This is a genomic window from Achromobacter sp. 77, assembly GCF_020541125.1.
In the GTDB taxonomy this organism is placed as follows: domain Bacteria; phylum Pseudomonadota; class Gammaproteobacteria; order Burkholderiales; family Burkholderiaceae_B; genus Achromobacter; species Achromobacter mucicolens.
In genome coordinates, this window is record NZ_CP059848.1 from 4,708,105 (window position 1) to 4,726,402 (window position 18,298).

Below are 18,298 nucleotides of genomic sequence, written 5' to 3' on the forward strand. Positions count from 1 at the left end.
TGTCTCCAGTGGGTTATCTGTTTGTTTGGTGTGTTCAGTGTTTCTTGTTCGTGACCTTGACCAGTCCCTCGCGCGTGAAGCGCTTGACGCGGTCGTCGTCCAGCGTGATGCCCAGACCCGGGCCGGCGGGCACGGTCAGCTCGAAGTCGCTGTAGTCCAGCGGCTGCGTCAGGATTTCCTCGGTGATCAGCAAGGGGCCGAAGAGCTCCGTGCCCCACTGCAGTTGGGCAAAGCTCGCAAACAGCTGCGCCGACGCCACCGTGCTGACCGCGCCTTCCAGCATCGTGCCGCCGTAGAGTTCGATGCCCGCCGCGTCGGCAATCGCCGCCACGCGCTGCGCCGCAAAAAGGCCGCCGTTCTGCTCGATCTTGATCGCGAAGACATCGGCGCCGTGCTGGCGCGCGATCTCGAACGCGGTGTCCGGGCCTTGCAGGACCTCGTCGGCCATCAGCGCCACCGGGAACCGGCGCACCAGCCGCGCCAGCGCCGCGGCGCTGGCCACCGGCTGCTCCACCAGTTCGCAACCCGCCTGCGCCAATGCCGGAATCGCCCAGGCCGCCTGTGTTTCGCTCCACGCCATGTTCACGTCGACCCGCACCGAACCGCGGTCGCCCAGCGCGCGCTTGATGGCGGCCACGTGCTCGATATCCGTCTTCGGATCGCGCGCGCCGATCTTCAGCTTGAAGATGCGGTGACGGCGCTCTTGCAGCATCTGTTCGGCTTCCGCAATGTCCCGCGTGGTGTCGCCGGACGCCAGCGTCCAGGCCACGGGCAGTCGGTCCCGGCGGCGGCCGCCCAGCAGTTCGCTGACCGGCACGCCCAGGCGCTTGCCCTGCGCATCCAGCAGCGCGGTCTCCAGCGCGCTCTTGGCAAAGTGATTGACCTTGACGAGCTTGCCCAGGTGCGCCATCAGCGCCTGGATGCGCGTGGCGTCCTGGCCGATCATGGCGGGCGCGAAGTACGCGTCGATCGACAGCTTCATGGCCTCGGGGCTTTCCGGGCCGTACGCCATGCCGGCGATGGTGGTGCCTTCGCCAATGCCCATCACGCCGTCGCTGCAGAACACCTTCACCAGCATCATCGTCTGGCCATACATCGTGGCCACCGACAGTTTGTGCGGGCGGATGGTGGGAAGGTCGACGAGAGAGGTTTCTATGCGTTCGATGAAGGCTGCAGGCATGGACGGCGGTGTAGAAGAGGTGGTCACACGGCGTTTATAAGAGCCGGCGACTCTGCGCGTCCAATACTTTGAAAATCCGAATTGATACCTTCAAGGCATAAATAAAAAGCCCCGTCTCAGGAGAACGGGGCCGGATACCGATACTTTTCGGGTTATATCGGGCTGGAAGCAGTCTTCTCCCCCGCCCCCGGGCAAGATCAATTCGCCGTGATCTTGCCCACTTCGATCACCTTCTTCCACCGGGCAAACTCGTCCGCCTGGAACTTGGTGAATTCTGCCGGCGTGTTGCCGACGATCTCAAAGCCCAGTTCCAGCAAACGCGGTTTGACCGACGGGTCGTTCAGCGCCTCGACGATGCCGCCGCGCAGCTTGTCGCGAACGTCGGCGGGCATGTTCTTGGGACCGGCAAACGCCTGCCACGACGTCACGGTCACGCCCTTCAGGCCCAACTCTTCCATGGTCGGCACATCCGGCAGCAGGGGCGAACGCTTCGCGCTCGTGACCGCCAGGGCGCGCAGCTTGCCCGACTGGATGTGCGTGAGGCTGGTGTTGATGTTGCTGAAGCTGGCGTCGACCTGGCCGCCCAGCAGGTCCACGATGGCGGGCGCGCCGCCCTTGTACGGCACGTGCGTGGCCTGCGTGCCGGTCTCTTGCCAGAACAGTTCGGCAGTCAGGTGGTCCGAAGTGCCGTTGCCCGCCGAGGCGAACGTCATGCGGCCCGGGTTGGCCTTCAGGTACGCCAGCACGCCCTTCAGGTCGCGGAACTGCGAGTTGGCGTTGACCACCAGCACGTTGGGCGCCTGCACGGCCACCGTAATGTATTCAAAATCCTTGAGCGCGTCGTAGCCAGGATCCTTGACCAGATGCGGGCCGATCACGAAGGGCCCAAGCGACGACACCAGGATCGTGTAGCCGTCGGGCGCGGCGCGCGTGGCCTGTCCCGCGCCCAGCGTGCCGCCCGCGCCGGGCTTGTTCTCGATCACGAAGGTGGCGCCAAACTTTTCCTGCAGCTTGGGCGCCACCGTGCGGGCGATGAGGTCCGTCGAACCGCCTGGCGGGAACGGCACGATCATCGTGACGGGCTTGGCCGGCCAATTCTGCGCCTGGGCCGACGCCGTGACGGCCAGACCAAGTGCGAGCGTGGTGAACCATTTTTTCATGCGAGTCTCCTCTGGGATGGCGTCTGTCGCGCCGGTGGTGTTGCATGCGTCCCGCCGCAAGGCCCGCGGCGGGAACAGGAAATGGATCAGATCCGCTTGCCGACCTCGACACTTTCACGCGTCCAGGCGCGCGCCTGATCGCTGAGCGAGATGCCCAGGCCCGGCCGGTTGGGCACCAGCATGCGGCCGTCCCGGATCTCCAGCCGCTCGTTGAAAAGCGGCTCCAGCCAGTCGAAGTGCTCGACCCACGGTTCGGTCGGGTAGATGGCGGCCAGGTGCACGTGCAGCTCCATCGCGAAGTGCGGCGCCAGCATCGCGCCGGCCTGCTCGGCCTGCGAAAGAATCTTCAGGAACGGCGTGATGCCGCCCACGCGCGGGGCGTCGGGCTGCACGTAGTCGGCGGCGCGGTGGCGGATCAGCTCGCTGTGCTCGGCCGCGCTGGTCAGCATTTCGCCGGTGGCGATCGGCGTGTCGAACTGGGCGGCCAGCGCGGCGTGGCCTTCGTGGTCGTAGGCGTCCAGCGGCTCTTCGATCCACACCAGGTCGAATTGTTCAAAGATGCGGCACATGCGCTGGGCCGTCGGCCGGTCCCATTGCTGGTTGGCATCGACCATCAGCGGCACGTCGTCGCCCAGGTGCTTGCGCACGGCTTCGACGCGGCGGATATCGAGCTGGCGGTCGGGCTGACCGACCTTCAACTTGATGCCGCCAATGCCGCGCTCGCGCGACGCGCTGGCGTTCACAAGCAGTTGTTCAAGCGGCGTGTGCAGAAATCCGCCCGACGTGTTGTAGCAAGCGACCGAGTCGCGATAGGCGCCCAGCAGCTTGGCAAGCGGCAGCTTGGCGCGCCGGGCCTTCAGGTCGTAAAGCGCCACGTCAAACGCCGCGATGGCCTGCGTGGACAGGCCGCTGCGGCCCACGGACGCACCGGCCCAGCACAGCTTGGTCCAGAGCCGGCCGATATCGCTGGGGTCTTCGCCGATCAGGACGGGCGCGATCTCCTTGGCATGGGCAAACTGGCCCGGGCCGCCGGCGCGCTTGGAATAGCTGAGCCCGATGCCTTCGTCGCCGTTTTCGGTCTGCACTTCGACGAACAGCATCGCGACCTCGGTCATCGGCTTTTGGCGGCCGGTCAGCACTTTCGCGTCGCTGATCGGGGTGGCCAGCGGCAGATAGCAGGACGAGATGCGCATCCAGGCGATGCGGTCGGCGGGGATCGGGGCGGTCATGGGAGTCTCCAGGTGTCTTGAATGGGCATTGCGGGCAGCAGGCGCCGGGATGTCCAAGCCAATGGACAACGTTGTCATTCGCGGCCAAATAAAAAGCGCCGGGATGCGGAGCCTTGCTGGCGGCGATGAGAACGTGGCAGCTGGCGGTCATGATAACGTTGTCCAAAATTCAGGGCAAGCCGCGCCGCGATCCGTACATACCCGTACTATCCTTCCATCCCATGAAGCCCAAGTCCATCACCCTGCATGACGTCGCCCGCGCCGCTGGCGTGTCGCTCATCACCGCATCGCGCGCGCTCGGCAACCCGGGGCGCGTTTCCGAGGCCACCATCGCGAAAGTCCAGCAGGCCGTGACGGAAACGGGGTACATCCCGAACTTGCTGGCCGGCGGGCTGAAGTCGCGGCGCAGCCACACCGTCGCGGCGCTGGTCCCGATCATCTCGGTGCCGCAGTTCCTGCCCACCATCGAAGCCTTGACCGCCGAGCTCGACCGCGACGGCTACCAGCTCATCCTGGGTCAGATGGGCTATGACCGCGGCCGCGAAGAAGCCCTGCTCAATGCCATGGCGGGACGCCGGGTCGACGGCGTCGTCGTCGCCGGCCTGCTGAGCGACATACCGGCCGCGCACCGCCTGCGCGAAATCGGCATCCCCGTCGTCGAAACCTGGGACCTGACCGCGCACCCGCTCGACATGCTGGTGGGTTTTTCGCACCGGCGGGTGGGTAACGCCGTGGCCGAATTCTTCCTGTCCAAGGGATGGCGCAACGTGGGGCTGGCAACCGGCGACGACCAGCGCGCCGCCGTGCGCCGCGCGGGCTTTCTGGAAACCTTGGGCCACGACGTGCCCACGGCCGTGGTGCCGGCGCCCAGCAATGTGGCGTCCGGCCGGCGCGCCGCCGCCGAACTGTTCGACAAGGCGCCCGGCCTGCAGGCCATTTTCTGTAGCGCCGACGCGCTTGCCGAGGGCGTGCTGACCGAAGCGCGCGTGCGCGGCCTGCGCGTGCCGCAGGACCTGGCGGTCTGCGGGTTCGGCGGCGCCGACTTCGCCGCGCACCTGGCGCCGTCGCTGACCACCGTGCAGGTCGACGGCGCGAACATAGGCGCGCAGGCCGCGCGCATCCTGATGGCGCGCTGCCGCGGCGAGAGCACGCAGGAACGCATCGTCGACGTGGGTTTCCAGATCGTCGAACGCGAGTCGACGGGCGGCTGTGCCACAACGCAGCCAGGTGTCTGACACCCGTTGAGACGCAGCCACTAGCTGACGATCATCTCCGAAGGGTGTCAGACACCTGGCTGGGCACCTGGCCGCGGCAGGCGGTTGTCATGCCGCGCCGCCGGTAGGAGAATTCCGCCGAGCCGCGCGCGTCCGACAGCGCGCCCCCGATGCGCCTTGCCGCCTCAAGAGGATCCGCCCGTGAAGGATGATGTTGGCCAATACCAGACTCACCCCGTCACCCTGCTCCAGCCGGACCCGTCATCGCAATGGGTCTACCACTGCGCAATGAGCCTGCTCAAGCTGCCCGCGGACGATGCGATCTCCGAGCAGCTTGCCTACATGGGTGAAACCTCGGACATCGACCGGTCCTGGATGATCGAGTACCGCCCGGACATGCTGCGGCTGCGCAATACGCATGAATGGTGCCGTGGCCAGACCGCCCCTTTCGTCGCCGAGCTGCAGGATGTGCCCACCACGCTGATCGCCTGGCTGCACCGCTTCATGGTCAAGGGCCAGGCAGTCGCCATCCACGACGTCAACGACCTGCCCCGCACCGCGCGCACCATCCAGGCCGAGTTCCAGCGCCAGGGCAACAAGAGCGTGCTGAGCGTACCGGTCTGCCATGACGGCAAGCTGCAAGGCATCATCGGCTTTGACACCACGTTGCGCCACCGGCACTGGTCCGCCGCCGAGGTCGGCGCCCTGTACCAATGCGCGAACCTCATTGGTCAGGCCAAGTACGGCAGCGGCCGCACCCGTGCGCCGCTGGGCAACCCTGCCGCGTCAGTGGTGTACCTGAGCATGCGCGGCGTGGTCCGCGGCGTGCAGCCGGAGGCCATCGTGGGCGTGCGCTCGGCCGGCAATTACAGCGAAATCTGGCTCGAGGACGGCTCGATGGTGCTGGACTCGCGCGCGCTCGGCGTCTGGTCGACGCTGCTGCCCGAGCAGACATTCTTCCGGGTGCACCGCACCGCCATTGCGAACGCGTTGCATGTCATGGACGTGGACCGCAGAAGCGTCGACAAGTGGCAGATCCGGATGCGGGCCGTGGACGACGCCTGGCCCGTGTCCCGCGCCTATCGCAAGCCGCTGCGCGAACGCATGGGCCTTTGAGCCCGGGTTTGCCGGTCGCGGCGCCGCCCAATATGCCATTCATCACGCGGGAATGTTGTTTCGTCCTGGCGCAGATGGCTGCGCAGGCGGATTTTGGGATCATCGCGGCAGGCGGATGGGACACCCCCAGCCGCGCCACTCCGAGAGAACCGCATGCTGACGTCCCGCCTTCTGCCGCGCATCTCCCTTCTTGCCTTGAGCGCCGCCTGCGCACTGGGCGCGGGCCCGGCCCGGGCAACCGACCTTGCCCTGCAGGATGCCGTTTCCATGGCCGGCATGCAGCTCTACCTGAACGCCGGCGCGCCCGCCCTGATCATCGCGGCGGTGCGCGGCAACGACGTCGTTGTGCAGGGCTATGGCGAGACCGCGCCCGGCAGCGGCGTCGAACCCGACGGCCAGTCCATCTTCCGCATCGCGTCGGTGTCCAAGGTGTTTGCCGGCGATGTGCTTGCGTCGTTGGCGGCCAAGGGCAAGCTCAAGCTGACCGATCCGCTTGCGAAGTACGCACCCGAGCATGCCAAGGTCGACGCCAACGGCCGGCCGATCACGCTGCTGGACCTGGCGACGCATTCGGCCGGCCTGCCACGCGAATTGCCCGATCCCGACGCCAAGCCCTCCGACAACCCGTTCAACGCCTTCGACCGCGCCTATTACTGGAAGTGGATGGGCACCCACAAGCCGGCCTATGCGCCGGCCACCACCACGCTGTACTCCAATCTGGGCTATGGCCTGTTGGGCGACGCGCTGGCCAAGGCGGGCGGCGCGGACTACTCAACCGTGCTCGCCAACGAGGTCTTCAAGCCCGCCGGCATGACCGACGCCACCAACGTGCTGACCGAGGCGCAGAAAAAACGCCTGATGACCGGTCTGGATCCCTTCGACAAGCCGGATCCCAATGCCGTTGCGCCAGACATCATGTACGCCAGCGCGGGGATCTATGCCACGGCGGACGACATGGTGCGCTGGATGCGTTGGCATCTGGATGGCGCCCGGCAAGCCCGCGAGGCCGCGCTCCTGGCCCACACGATGTGGCTGCCGTACGACGGGCTGAAGTCCGTCGTGGGCACGGAAGTCACGGATGGCGACGGCATGGGGCTGGGCTGGGTGGTGACCCTGCCGCGCAACGGCACGCCGTTTCTGCTGGGCAAGAGCGGCGGCATCGGCGGCTTCATGTCCTACGCGGTCCTGTCGCCCAACCGCGACCTGGGCGTGTTCGTCGTCGCCAGCCGGGTGAACTTCGGGATGTTCAACCACGTCCATGCGCAGGTGCGCGAACTGGCGGCCGAGCTGGGCCGGTGATGCGGCGCCTCTGTGCGCCGCGCCTGGCCGCGGCGGCGCTGCTGCTGGCATTGGCCGCGCAGGGCGCGTGGGCGCAGCAGGCGCGAGACATATTCAAGACCGAAATTTTCCTTACGCCCTACAGCGACCTGTCGGGCGGCGACGACTCGTATCCGCGCCTGAACGGCAGATTTCTGCTGATGACGGGCTACACGGGCTTTTTTGGCGTGCGGGACGACAACGGCCAGCTGCCTCGCTCGCACTGGAGCAGCGTGCAACCGACGGCCGAGGCGGCGCTGGTGCTGCAACTGACGCGGGCGTTCTCGGTCCGGACCAAGGCAACCTTCAACTCGTCCACCCACGACATCAAGGACAATGCCTTTTCCGATCTGGGCGTGAATCTGGACAACCTTTTCGCCGCCTACACCGCCGACAACTACGCGCTGTACGGCGGCAAGATGGACCTGGGATTTGGCGACGCCTGGCACGTCGTGGACGGCCTGTATTCGGGATTCAACGAGAACTCGGAATTCCGCGGCTCGATCGGTGTGGGCGGACGCTACACCCTGGACACCGCGGGCCGCGGCGCGCACTCGGTCGCCGTCATCCTGTTCAAGCGCGACAACACCGCCATGAACCGCCGGTTCAGCCTGGACGGCGGCCTGCTCGGGCCCGATGAACCGCCCCTGTTCAGCGACCAGCTCAGGTCATTCGTCGTGTCGTACGACTTTCGCGATCTGCCCGGATTGCCGGGCGTCTCGGGCGGGGTGGACGCCGGCCGGCTGCACCTGGATCCGGACCAGGGAAAAAGCGCCAACACGGTATCGGCCCGCCTGAGCTACGACACGCCGCTGGGCAACGCATGGCACCTGAACTGGTTCAACGAAGTCACCTACTCCAGCGCCTTTCGCGGCGCGCCGGTCGCCAACGGCAATGGCGTAACCTCAGTGTCGTTGTCTCGTGACCGCTGGCAGGTTACCGCGACAGCCGCCGCGCGCAAGCTGACCGGCGGCGGCCAGACACTGGCGCGGCATGGCTTGCTGGACGGCACGGATTGGGGAGTATCGGGCGCAGTCACCTACGTCACGCCCTTGGGTTTGATCGTGCAGGTTGGGCTGACGCATCAGCGTGACCAGGCCCTGCGCATCAACCAGGGCGTTTTCCGCATTGCTTACCAGGCAGGATTCTGAGGCCGACATGAACAACACCATCACGCGCATCACCGCAGCGATCGTTCTGGCCCTGGGCGGCGCCATGCCGGCCGGGTCGCAGCCGGTGCCGATTACCCGCGCCGACTACCCGCCGGCGGACGCGGTCGCCATCCCGGCCGGCAGCCGCGAACGCGCCGTGCGGGACTTGCCCGGCATCGTCACGGACATCATGAAACGCAGCCAGGTGCCGGGCCTTGCAGTGGCCGTCGTCATCGACGGCAAGACCGTGCTGGCGCAAGGCTACGGCACGCGCGAAGCCGGCAAGGAAGCGCCGGTGGATGCCAACACCGTGTTCCAGATCGCGTCCATCTCCAAGTCGTTGTCGGCAACCGTCGCGGCCATCGAAATCACGCGGGGCAAGGTGGCGTGGGACGACCCCGTGTCGCGTCACCTGCCTGGCTTTGCGCTCAGCAACGCCTATGTGTCCGAACACGCCACCATCGGCGACTTCTTCGCGCACCGCACCGGGCTGCCGGGCACGGCGGGAGACGATCTGGAAGACCTGGGCTTTTCCCGCAACGACGTCATCGCGCGCCTGCGCCTCGTGCCGCTCACCCCCTTTCGCACGTCGTACCACTACGCCAACTTCAGCACCACGATAGGCGCCGAGGCCGTGGCCAAGGCAGCGGGACGACCCTGGGAGCAGCTTGCCGACGAACAGCTGTTCAAGCCGCTGGGCATGGCTTCGACGAGTTACCGCCATGCAGCCTTCGAGGCCCATGTCAATCGCGCCTTGCTGCATGCCTACCAGAACGGCCGCTTCGTGCAGGCGGGCCAGCGCAACGCCGATGCCCAGGCGCCCGCGGGCGGCGTGTCCTCGACGGTGGTGGATCTGGCGCAGTGGCTGAAGCTGCTGCTGGCCAACGGGCAGCACCAGGGCAAGCCGCTGGCCGCCCCCGGCGCGTTGCTGCCAGCGCTGTCGCCTCAGGCCTTCAGTGCGCGCGCGCCCGATCTGGGTGCGCGTTCCGGCTTTTATGGCTATGGATTCAACGTCAACACGGAAACGGGCGGACGGCCGTCGATGGGACATTCCGGCGCATTCCTGGTGGGCACGGGAACGACGTTTCGCATCGTGCCTTCCGCCGGCATCGGCATCGTCGTGCTGACCAATGGCGCGCCGGTGGGCGCGGCCGAAGCCGTCGCGGCCACATTCATCGACACCGCGCTGTACGGCCAGCCGAGCCGCGACTGGTTTGCGGCGTACCACGGCGCCATGAAGGTGCTGTTCGAGCCGCAGGCCGATCTGACCGGGAAAGCCGCCCCCGCCAAGCCCGCCGCGGCCAAAGCCTTGCCGCAATACGCCGGCACGTTCGACAACCCCTATTACGGCCCCGCCCGAATCGAGGAGGCGCAAGGCGCGCTGACGCTGGTGCTGGGTCCCAAGGACATGCGCTTTCCCGTGAGCCACTGGGACGGCGACACGTTCGCCTTTTCACCGGCCGGCGAAGCCGAAATGATCGGCTCGCGCGCATCGATTGTCTTCAAGATGGACCAGGGCCGGGCCCAGGGCTTTGACATCCAGTACTACGATGGCGCCGGATTGGGGCGCTGGGTCCGCAAGTAAAGCGGGTGGGCGCGGGTCGAATGTCGACATTCCCCGGATCGCGTTCCCCCATTCCCGCCAACACACGCTTCGGGCTAAAGTGCCCGTTCATCGGAATCCACGAAGGATCGAGCATGGCCGACGACAGCACGCTTCTCAACGACAACGCGGTGTACAGGACTTTGCTGGAATCGACCAAGGCGATTCCCTGGAAGATCGATTGGGCCACCATGAAGTTCGCCTACATCGGCCCCCAGATCGAAGCGTTGCTGGGCTGGCGCGCCGACAGCTGGGTCAGCGTCGAGGACTGGGCCATGCGCATGCACCCCGAGGATCGCGAGTACGTGGTGAACTTCTGCGTCTCGCAGTCCCAGGCCGGCATCGACCACGAGGCCGACTACCGGGCGCTGACTCGCGACAACGGGTACGTCTGGATCCGCGACGTGGTTCACGTCGTGCGCACGGAAAGCGGCGAGCCCGAGGCCTTGATCGGCTTCATGTTCGACATCACCGAACGCAAGAAGACCGAGGAAAAGCTGCTGAGCCTGCAGAAAGAGCTGGAGGTGCTGTCCTTCAAGGATGGCTTGACCAACATCGCCAACCGCCGGCGCTTCGACAGCAGTTTCGAACTGGAATGGGAGCGTGCGCGCAGCGAGGGCCAGCCCCTGTCGGTACTGCTCTTCGACGTCGATTTCTTCAAGCAATACAACGACCTGTATGGCCACACGCAGGGCGACAAGTGCCTGATCGAAATCGCCGAGACGTTGAGCCTGGCGCTGGACGGGCCGCGCGACCTGGTTGCGCGCTACGGCGGAGAGGAATTCGTGGTGCTGCTGCCCGAGGCCGACGCCGAGGTCGCCCGCAAAGTCGCCGAACGCTGCCAGCGCCAGCTTCAGAAAAAGGCCATCGTCCACGCGCTGTCGCCGCACGGCAGGCGCGTCACGGTCAGCGCCGGCGCGGGCACGGTGTCGCCGGCCGGCCCGGTGACGGCGGCCGACTTCATCAAGGGCGTGGATCAGGCGCTGTACCTGGCCAAGAACAACGGGCGCAACCGCGTGGAGCATGTGCAGGTGGGCCAATAGCGCCAATCCGCCTTTTTCACCCGTAGTTCCCCGTATTGCAGTGCAGCAAAACGTGCTGTAGTGGCCGGGTGGAGGGCGCATTCCGCGCCCCCGTCGCGTGCCCATCATGTCCAAACTCAGAAATCTCTCTCTCCGGAGCAGCCTGACTGCACTGGTGCTTTTTTTCATCTTGATGCTGGTGGCCGTCGGCGCCATCGCCATGCAGCAGCTCTGGAGCATCAGCCAGAAGCAGCGCGCCATGTACACGGAAACCGTCATGCCGCTGCGCGTCGTCGTCGACGCCGCCCGCCAAGGCGCCACGCACTTCCGGCGCATGTACGTCTACATCTGGAACACCGATCCGCAAGCCCGGCAGAACGAACTGCGCCTGAACGACGATTCCGAGAAATCGGTGCTGCAAGCGCGTGACCGCCTACAGCAGGAGCAGGACCCTGCCCTGCGCGCCCTGGGCGGCAAGCTGGCCGACACCTGGACCCGCTACAAGGCGGCCGTGAACGACGTGAAGGGACTGGCCGACCGCAACGATCCGACCGCGATGACCGTGCTGCACAAGGACTCGGCCGAACTGCACGTGGCCGCGCGCAATATCCTGATGGAAGCGGCCAAGCGCCAGGAAGAGCTGGCCCGCCTGGATACCGAAGACGCCGCCGCGGCAGTCGAACGCACGTTCTGGACGCTGACCGCGCTCATCGTGCTGTGCGCGCTGATCGGCAGCATCCTGGGCCTGGGCCTCGTGCGTTCCGTCATGCGCCGCCTGGGCGGCGAACCCGCCTACGCGGCCCAGATCGCGCAGGAAGTCGCAAAGGGCAACCTCGCCGTGCGCGTGCAGCGCCGCGACGGCGACCAGACCAGCGTGCTCGCCAACATGGACGCCATGCGCGCCAACCTGGCGCAACTGGTCAGCCAGGTGCGCCAGTCCAGCGAATCGATCGCCACGGGCGCCACCCAGATCTCCACCGGCAATACCGATCTCAGCCAGCGCACCGAAGAGCAGGCCGCCAACGTCGAAGAGACCGCCGCCTCGATGGAAGAAATGAACGCGGCGGTCAAGCAGAACCTGGAGTCCGTGCAGATGGCCGCCAGCCTGGCCGGCTCGGCCAGCGAAGCCGCCGCGCGCGGCGGCCAAGTAGTCGGCAACGTGGTCAGCACCATGGACGCCATCTCCGCCAGTTCGCGCAAGATCGTCGACATCATCGCCGTCATCGATTCCATCGCGTTCCAGACCAACATCCTCGCGCTGAACGCGGCCGTCGAAGCCGCCCGCGCCGGCGAACAGGGCCGCGGCTTTGCCGTCGTGGCCAGCGAAGTGCGTGCACTGGCCCAGCGCAGCGCCAGCGCCGCCAAGGAAATCAAGCAACTGATCGGCGACAGCGTCGGCAACGTCGAAGCCGGTTCCAACCTGGTGGGCGAGGCGGGCAGCACGATGAACGACATCGTCACCCAGGTGCGCCGCGTGGCCGATCTGATTGCCGAAATCGGCGCCGCCGCGCATGAGCAGGGACAAGGCATCTCGCAGGTGGGCGACGCCATCAACCAGCTAGACCAGACCACGCAGCAGAACGCGTCGCTGGTGGAAGAATCCGCCGCGGCCGCGCACAGCCTGAACGCCCAGGCCGCGACGCTGGTGAAGCTGGTCAGCGTGTTCCGCCTGGCCGAAGACGAAGCGCCGCGCCCCGTGGCGCACGCGCAGATTGCGCAGGCGCGCCCCGCTCAGGCGCACATTGTTCAGGCGCGCGAGACGCAGCCCGAGCCAGCTGCGCCGCCGCCTGCCAAGCCGCAACGCGCGCTGGCCAAGCCCAGCGCGTCGCGCCCGGCGGCGGCCGGCAAACCGGCGTCGCCCCGCCGCGCCGAGGCGAAGCCTGCCGCGCAGCCTAAAGCGCCGCTGCGCGTGCCGGGCGATCGCAAGCCTGCGCAGTCGAATGACGATTGGGAGAGTTTCTGATCGGAAGGCTTTGACTTGCCGCGCAGTTCAGGCCCAAGTCGCCCACCAATCATCGGACACATCGGGCTTGCCATCCTTCTGGGTGTCAGGCCCGATGTGCGTTTTGGCCCCCTTGCAGCGCATCGTCGGTAGTGAGGTTCTGCGAGAAAGCAGCAATGCAGTTACTATTGGCAACACTTAGTCTTACGAGCGCGCCGCGTTTCGAGCTTGCTCCCCGTTCCATCGGCGGCGCCATTCCCGGCAGCGCCTCGCCTTAATGAAGATCCGTGCAGACCGATACCATTTTTCGATTCTGGCGTGCCATCGAAGCGTGCATTCCCCAAAAAATCGACAAAGTCGATCGCTTCCACAAGACTGCGCCCGTCTACAAAATTCCCTCGACCGTCGCGCAGTTCCCATGGGCTCTCCCTGCTCATTTGGCCAGATTCATCCGCCGCGAGCATATGTGGCGCTACACATTGCAGTGCGGGCTGTATGACATCAGCAAGCTATGCAAAAAGATCGAGGACAAGATCGGCGCGCATGAAGATGTCTTCAGCGAAGGCCGCCCCGCCGGCGAAGGCCGCCTCTTCGACCTGAGCTTCGACGAGGAGGGCTACCCGCTTGCTCAGAGCTTCACCTTGTCGCTTGCGTGTTGGTCCGCCGGACAGATCCTGCATTACCGGGACGGCATCGCCGTGCTGGAAAGCGGCGGTGAAACCGATTCCAGCACTCTGCCTCCCGCCGAAGAAGGCACCCCGACTCCCCAGACGGGATTTCACGCATTCGACGCACTCAGCGGCCGGCTCACACAATGGCTCATTAACGAAGCGGACCGGTTGCACCAGGAAAAAACACCGCCAGGACACTCCTGGTTCGACGCGTTCACATTGAGGGTCGCGGACTATTGCGTGTTCCCCCTGGAATTGATCCAGACGGCTTACGTCGCGAAGTGCAGTCAGATCAAGCGCCCCAAAAAGGAAGAAAACCCGAACTCTCCCGACCATACCGTCATCCAAAGCGACGGTTTGCTAAACAGTTTCTTCGTGGACGACCTCAAGGCACTTTCCGACGCGTGGGAACAAGGACGCTATGGAGCGGGCCTGCGCGAGTACATCGGCACCGGCCTGCGCGCGCAGAATGCCAGGATCGATGTCCGCAGCAAGGACGGCGTGCAAGCTGCATTTGACGCGCTGAGTCCGGACCGCATGCCGGAAGGTAGCTGGCCTTCAGAATTTCCGCTCGCATTCAGCCAACAATTGGCGGTCAACGAGTTATGGCAAAAACTTGGCGATTCCGGAATCTTCGCGGTCAATGGACCACCGGGGACCGGAAAGACGACGCTGCTGCGCGACGTAGTGGCTGCCGTAGTCACCGCCCGCGCGGCAAAGCTGGTGGCGGCGGGCGACAAGGCATTTGGCGTTAAGCAGACAGCTAAGCTCGGCGGCGCCTACGTCAGCCACTACACCCTGCACCCATCGTTGTGTGGCCACGCCATCGTGGTCGCTTCGGCCAACAATGGCGCCGTGGAGAATATTTCTTTGGAGTTGCCCGGCATCAGCGCGGTGCCCCAAAGCGTCGCCAAGACCTTATCTACTCCCGCATTGACCCGCCCGGACCACTACTCCATGCTGGCCACGACCGTGCTGGGCAAGCCCGCGTGGGGACTGCTCGCAGCCCGGCTGGGCTCGAAAGGCAACCGTTCGGAATTCCTGTCTGCGTTCTGGTGGAAAAAGCCGTCGGAGCCCACAGAGAGATCGCCACGCCTGAACGCCGATGAGATCCCTTTCGCCTATGGTGACGAAGGGCTGCGCTATCACCTGGAGCGCATCAAAAACAAAGCCCGCGCGCCCGTTCTGAACTGGGAAGCGGCGGTTGAGCGCTTTCGATCCGCGCAGCGTGAGGAAGGCCGGTTGCGGCAGGCATTGATTGACGCCAACGCATTGCGCCCGAAAGCGGACTCCCTTCAAGCGCTCGCCACGCAACTGGCGGAATCCGCAAGCCGTGGTATCGAGGGACTGGAACCAATCCGGCGCGAGCAGGAGATCATCGCACAAGCGCAATCCGGCAAGCAGCAGGAGCTCGATGAGCTCGCCGGCAATCTTGAGGCCGCCAACCGAAACCTCGAACGGCATGATGCCGCCAAACCGGGATTTCTGATTTGGCTGTCCACTTTGGGCCGAGCGCACCGGCAGTGGTGGAACCAGCGCCTGGTCCTCGCGGACATTCACGTCAAAGCGGAGACTGCCCACGCGCGAGCCAATGGCGACCTGCGCAGCCTCAACGCCAAACACAAGGCGGCTGACGCTCGCATCAGCAAAGTTGAAAGCGAGGTAGCACATGCTCGACACATGCACGCCCCAGCGCTATCGGACGCCGAACAGGCGCAGCGCCAGCTGGAACAGGCGCAGCAAACGCTCGGCAGCGCCTGGCCCATGTATCACGCGGAAGATGCCGTCCGCGAACTCTCCTCGCCATGGGCGACGTCCGATTGGAGACAAGCGCGCCAGGAATTGTTTCTCGCGGCGTTGGCGGTCCATCGGGCGTTCATTGAACGTCATCCAACCGAAATGCTCGCCAATTTAGGGCTGGCTGCGGACTGGCTGACGGGCAAGAACATGCCCGAAGCAATGGCGCAGCAGGCCCTGGACAGTCTGTGCCTTGTAGTACCCGTGCTTTCGACAACGTTCGCATCCCTGCCGCGCATGTTCAAGCAGGTATCCAGCGAAGCCATCGGCTGGCTCCTGATTGACGAAGCCGGCCAGGCAATGCCCCAGCAGGCGGCCGGTGCAATCTGGCGCGCGCGCCGAACGGTGGTTGTAGGGGATCCCAACCAGCTTGAACCTGTACTGGCGCTACCCACAGGGCTGCAAGGCGCGCTCGCCAAGCACTTCGGCGTGGGAAAACCCTGGTGGCCCGGCGACACCTCTGCTCAGCGCCTAGCCGATCAGACCATGACCATGGGCACCTGGCTGCCCGATGAGGCCATGGAGAAAATCTGGGTTGGTTCTCCCTTGCGCGTCCACCGACGCTGCGATGACCCCATGTTCTCGATCAGCAACCAGATCGCCTACGATGGCCTGATGGTCCAGGGGAAGGCGGTCACGCAGAAATCCTACCCAGCGTGTCACTGGATCGATGTGCGGTCGGATACGAGTAATGGCCATTGGGTTCCAAACGAAGGAACGGCGGCACGCGATCTGGTGAACCGGTTAACCGAGCAGGAGGGCGTTCCCGCGGAGGATATTTACCTTATTTCCCCCTTCAAGGACTGCGCAAAGGAACTTTTCGGCCTGGCCAAGCAATTCGGACTCAGTACCAAGAGAACTGGCACCATCCACACGACCCAAGGCAAGGAAGCCGACGTCGTCATCCTGGTTCTGGGTGGCAACCCGCAGAACCACGGCGCCAAGGACTGGGCCGCGCAAAAGCCGAATCTGCTCAACGTGGCAGTCAGCCGAGCGAAAAGCCGCCTTTACGTCATTGGCGACCGGCAAGCCTGGAGTCAAAGGCGGAACTTCTCGGTGCTTGCGGCAAAGATTCCGGACCTTTCTTGCACGTCGGCAGCAGAGAACGGGGCGACATCGCCACCGCCCGCACGCCCTCGCTTCAGCTTCAGACTCGCATCGCGGTAGCGTAGTTTTCAAACGTCACCGCCCTCTTGCCCCTGCTCGAAAGCACGACCGTGCCGTCTGACCCAGTGCACGAATCTCAAGGCTGGCCGGGACGCACGCCCAGCGCGCGCATCCACGGCATGTCCGGCAGACCCTGGATGGGCGCCCCGCCCGGCATCGGAAAGCCCACGGGATTGAGCGCGGCGTCTTGCAGCACCCGGGCCCATTCGCGCGGGTCGATCGGTTCGCCCATGCGCGCGCGCACGTCCAGCAAGTCCAGGGCCGCGCGCCGGTGTCCCGCCTCGGCCGCGTCGCGGAACAGGCGTTCGGCCACGGCGTAGTTCTTGGGCACGCCGCGGCCCATGCCGGTCAGTTCGCCCAGGTAGGTCTGCGCGGGTGCGAAGCCCTGGTCGGCGGCGCGCTGGTACCAGCGGGCGGCGACGGGGTAGTTCTGTTGCACGTGCTCGCCGTTCTCGGCGATCAGGCCCAAGGTGGTCATGGCGACCACGTCGCCCGCCTTGGCGCGCGCCTGCAGCGACGCGAGCCGGGGTTCATCCACGTACTGGGCGCCCCGCTCGATCTCGTATTCCCATGCGCTCATGCGCGCCTTGATCAGGTCGCGGCCCAGAGTGGGCGACGGGCCGCGGCCCTGCGCGGTCTGGCCGCCGGATCCGCCGGGCGTCGCGGGCGTCTGCCCGTCCGCCAGCGTCGTGAAGGTCACCGTGCCAACCAGGCTGCTGGCGTAGTGCGGAATCTGCCGGTAAGCGGTGGCCACCTGCACGTCGGCGGTCAACTGCTTGAAGAAGGTTTCCACGGGCGCCGTGGCGGGCAGCGCGCGCAGGCCCTGCGCAAAGTAGTACGCATAAGGGCTGTGACGCGGCCCTTGATTGCCGAAGCCGTCCTCGGCGGTCGCCCCGGGCTGCGTCGAAAACGCGATCAGCTCGCCGCCCGCGGGCACGGCATGCACCAGCCCGGCGGCAGGCGTGCCGCGCGTCAGGTTGGTGCGGCAAGCGTCCAGCACCATCAGGCGGGCGCGCACGTTGGCGCGCCGCAGCGCCTGCGAAACGCGCCTCAGGCTTAGCGAACTTTGCTGCGCCGTGCGGATGCGCACGTCGCCCAGCGGCAACGGCAGATCCACGCCAAACAGATAGTTCACGTCGTCAACGGCGACAGCGTGTCCGGCGAAGTACATCAGCGCCAGATCCCCGCCTGCGGCGCGATCGGCGAATTCGTCGACGGCGGCTTCCATCTGCGCGGTGGTCAGATCCGTGAGCAGCGTCACATCGATGCTTCGCTGGCGCAGCGCCTCGGCGATCAGGCGCGCGTCGTTGACCGGGTTGACGAGCGCGTTGGCCGGCACGGCGTAGCGGGCGTTGCCGATCACCAGCGCGTAACGGCGCCGGGCAGCCGTGGAATTGGACGCCGCCTCGCGGTCCGCCTGGGAGGCCGCATTGGATTCGGCGTTGGACGCCGCCGCGCTGGCGGCGGGGCCGTCATCCGGCGCCGGCGCGGGCGTGGCGGGCGGGTTCGACGGCGCGGCGGACGGCGGCGGGTCGTCGTCCACCATGTTCCGATTGTTCAGCCCTCTGGCGTTGCTGCCGGCCGCCCACACGGCGGTCGCCGGTCCGCCGCTCAGGGCGACGCCAAGCAACGCCGTCAGCAGACGCCGCCGCGTGAGGGGGTGTGCGCGCGAAATGGGTGCGCTGGCACGGGCGGGTGGGTCGATGCGCTTCATGAGGGTTCGCGAACG

Annotated in this window: 12 protein-coding genes; 8 read left to right on the forward strand and 4 right to left on the reverse strand. The window is 66.0% G+C overall.

The window, feature by feature from the left end; genetic code table 11:
* Nucleotides 1–34: 34 nt before the first annotated feature.
* From H4P35_RS21885 to H4P35_RS21895, 3 genes are all read right to left on the reverse strand, one after another.
* Nucleotides 35–1,180: a muconate/chloromuconate family cycloisomerase gene (locus H4P35_RS21885; protein WP_226846995.1), complete on the reverse strand. Its 1,146-nt coding sequence runs from the start codon at nucleotides 1,178–1,180 to the stop codon at nucleotides 35–37.
* A 197-nt stretch (nucleotides 1,181–1,377) separates the two neighbouring features.
* A complete protein-coding gene (locus H4P35_RS21890; protein ID WP_226846996.1) occupies nucleotides 1,378–2,340 on the reverse strand; it encodes a tripartite tricarboxylate transporter substrate binding protein in 963 nt (320 codons plus the stop codon).
* Nucleotides 2,341–2,426: 86 nt separating this feature from the next.
* The gene (locus tag H4P35_RS21895; RefSeq protein WP_226846997.1) at nucleotides 2,427–3,569 is read right to left on the reverse strand and encodes a mandelate racemase/muconate lactonizing enzyme family protein; all 1,143 of its coding nucleotides are present in this window, start codon (nucleotides 3,567–3,569) and stop codon (nucleotides 2,427–2,429) included.
* Nucleotides 3,570–3,790: 221 nt separating this feature from the next.
* Here H4P35_RS21895 and H4P35_RS21900 point away from each other — a divergent pair, with 221 nt between their 5' ends.
* The 8 genes from H4P35_RS21900 (at nucleotide 3,791) to H4P35_RS21940 (ending at nucleotide 16,569) form a co-directional block, all read left to right on the forward strand.
* On the forward strand, nucleotides 3,791–4,804 hold the full coding sequence (locus tag H4P35_RS21900; RefSeq protein ID WP_226846998.1) for a LacI family DNA-binding transcriptional regulator: 1,014 nt from the start codon (nucleotides 3,791–3,793) through the stop codon (nucleotides 4,802–4,804).
* Nucleotides 4,805–4,984: 180 nt separating this feature from the next.
* Complete coding sequence (locus H4P35_RS21905) at nucleotides 4,985–5,899, forward strand: GAF domain-containing DNA-binding protein (protein ID WP_226846999.1); 915 nt, start codon at nucleotides 4,985–4,987, stop codon at nucleotides 5,897–5,899.
* A 153-nt stretch (nucleotides 5,900–6,052) separates the two neighbouring features.
* Nucleotides 6,053–7,198, forward strand: coding sequence for a D-alanyl-D-alanine-carboxypeptidase/endopeptidase AmpH (gene ampH / locus H4P35_RS21910; protein WP_226847000.1), 1,146 nt, complete (start codon nucleotides 6,053–6,055; stop codon nucleotides 7,196–7,198).
* Nucleotides 7,198–8,367, forward strand: a complete 1,170-nt coding sequence (locus H4P35_RS21915) for a hypothetical protein (RefSeq protein WP_226847001.1) — start codon at nucleotides 7,198–7,200, stop codon at nucleotides 8,365–8,367. The genes ampH and H4P35_RS21915 overlap by 1 nt, the downstream gene beginning before the upstream one ends.
* 7 nt (nucleotides 8,368–8,374) lie before the next feature.
* Nucleotides 8,375–9,952, forward strand: coding sequence for a serine hydrolase (locus tag H4P35_RS21920; protein WP_226847002.1), 1,578 nt, complete (start codon nucleotides 8,375–8,377; stop codon nucleotides 9,950–9,952).
* 113 nt (nucleotides 9,953–10,065) lie between these two features.
* Nucleotides 10,066–11,013, forward strand: coding sequence for a sensor domain-containing diguanylate cyclase (locus H4P35_RS21925; protein WP_180097915.1), 948 nt, complete (start codon nucleotides 10,066–10,068; stop codon nucleotides 11,011–11,013).
* Nucleotides 11,014–11,119: 106 nt separating this feature from the next.
* On the forward strand, nucleotides 11,120–12,955 hold the full coding sequence (locus tag H4P35_RS27235) for a methyl-accepting chemotaxis protein (RefSeq protein WP_304518352.1): 1,836 nt from the start codon (nucleotides 11,120–11,122) through the stop codon (nucleotides 12,953–12,955).
* Between the two features lie 266 nt (nucleotides 12,956–13,221).
* The gene (locus H4P35_RS21940; protein WP_226847003.1) at nucleotides 13,222–16,569 is read left to right on the forward strand and encodes a DEAD/DEAH box helicase; all 3,348 of its coding nucleotides are present in this window, start codon (nucleotides 13,222–13,224) and stop codon (nucleotides 16,567–16,569) included.
* 76 nt (nucleotides 16,570–16,645) lie between these two features.
* Here the strand turns inward: H4P35_RS21940 and H4P35_RS21945 are convergent, their stop codons facing one another.
* Entirely contained in the window at nucleotides 16,646–18,283 is a 1,638-nt protein-coding gene (locus H4P35_RS21945) for a caspase family protein (RefSeq protein ID WP_226847004.1), read from the reverse strand.
* Nucleotides 18,284–18,298: the final 15 nt, after the last annotated feature.

Excerpts from the sequence above, each read along its gene's own strand:
- H4P35_RS21900 (WP_226846998.1), top strand. The coding sequence starts at position 3,791 with ATGAAGCCCAAGTCCATCACCCTGCATGACGTCGCCCGCGCCGCTGGC.
- H4P35_RS21945 (WP_226847004.1), bottom strand. The coding sequence starts at position 18,283 with ATGAAGCGCATCGACCCACCCGCCCGTGCCAGCGCACCCATTTCGCGC.
- H4P35_RS21920 (WP_226847002.1), top strand. The coding sequence starts at position 8,375 with ATGAACAACACCATCACGCGCATCACCGCAGCGATCGTTCTGGCCCTG.
- H4P35_RS21925 (WP_180097915.1), top strand. The coding sequence starts at position 10,066 with ATGGCCGACGACAGCACGCTTCTCAACGACAACGCGGTGTACAGGACT.
- H4P35_RS21885 (WP_226846995.1), bottom strand. The coding sequence starts at position 1,180 with ATGCCTGCAGCCTTCATCGAACGCATAGAAACCTCTCTCGTCGACCTT.
- H4P35_RS21895 (WP_226846997.1), bottom strand. The coding sequence starts at position 3,569 with ATGACCGCCCCGATCCCCGCCGACCGCATCGCCTGGATGCGCATCTCG.
- H4P35_RS21915 (WP_226847001.1), top strand. The coding sequence starts at position 7,198 with ATGCGGCGCCTCTGTGCGCCGCGCCTGGCCGCGGCGGCGCTGCTGCTG.
- H4P35_RS27235 (WP_304518352.1), top strand. The coding sequence starts at position 11,120 with ATGTCCAAACTCAGAAATCTCTCTCTCCGGAGCAGCCTGACTGCACTG.
- H4P35_RS21890 (WP_226846996.1), bottom strand. The coding sequence starts at position 2,340 with ATGAAAAAATGGTTCACCACGCTCGCACTTGGTCTGGCCGTCACGGCG.
- ampH (WP_226847000.1), top strand. The coding sequence starts at position 6,053 with ATGCTGACGTCCCGCCTTCTGCCGCGCATCTCCCTTCTTGCCTTGAGC.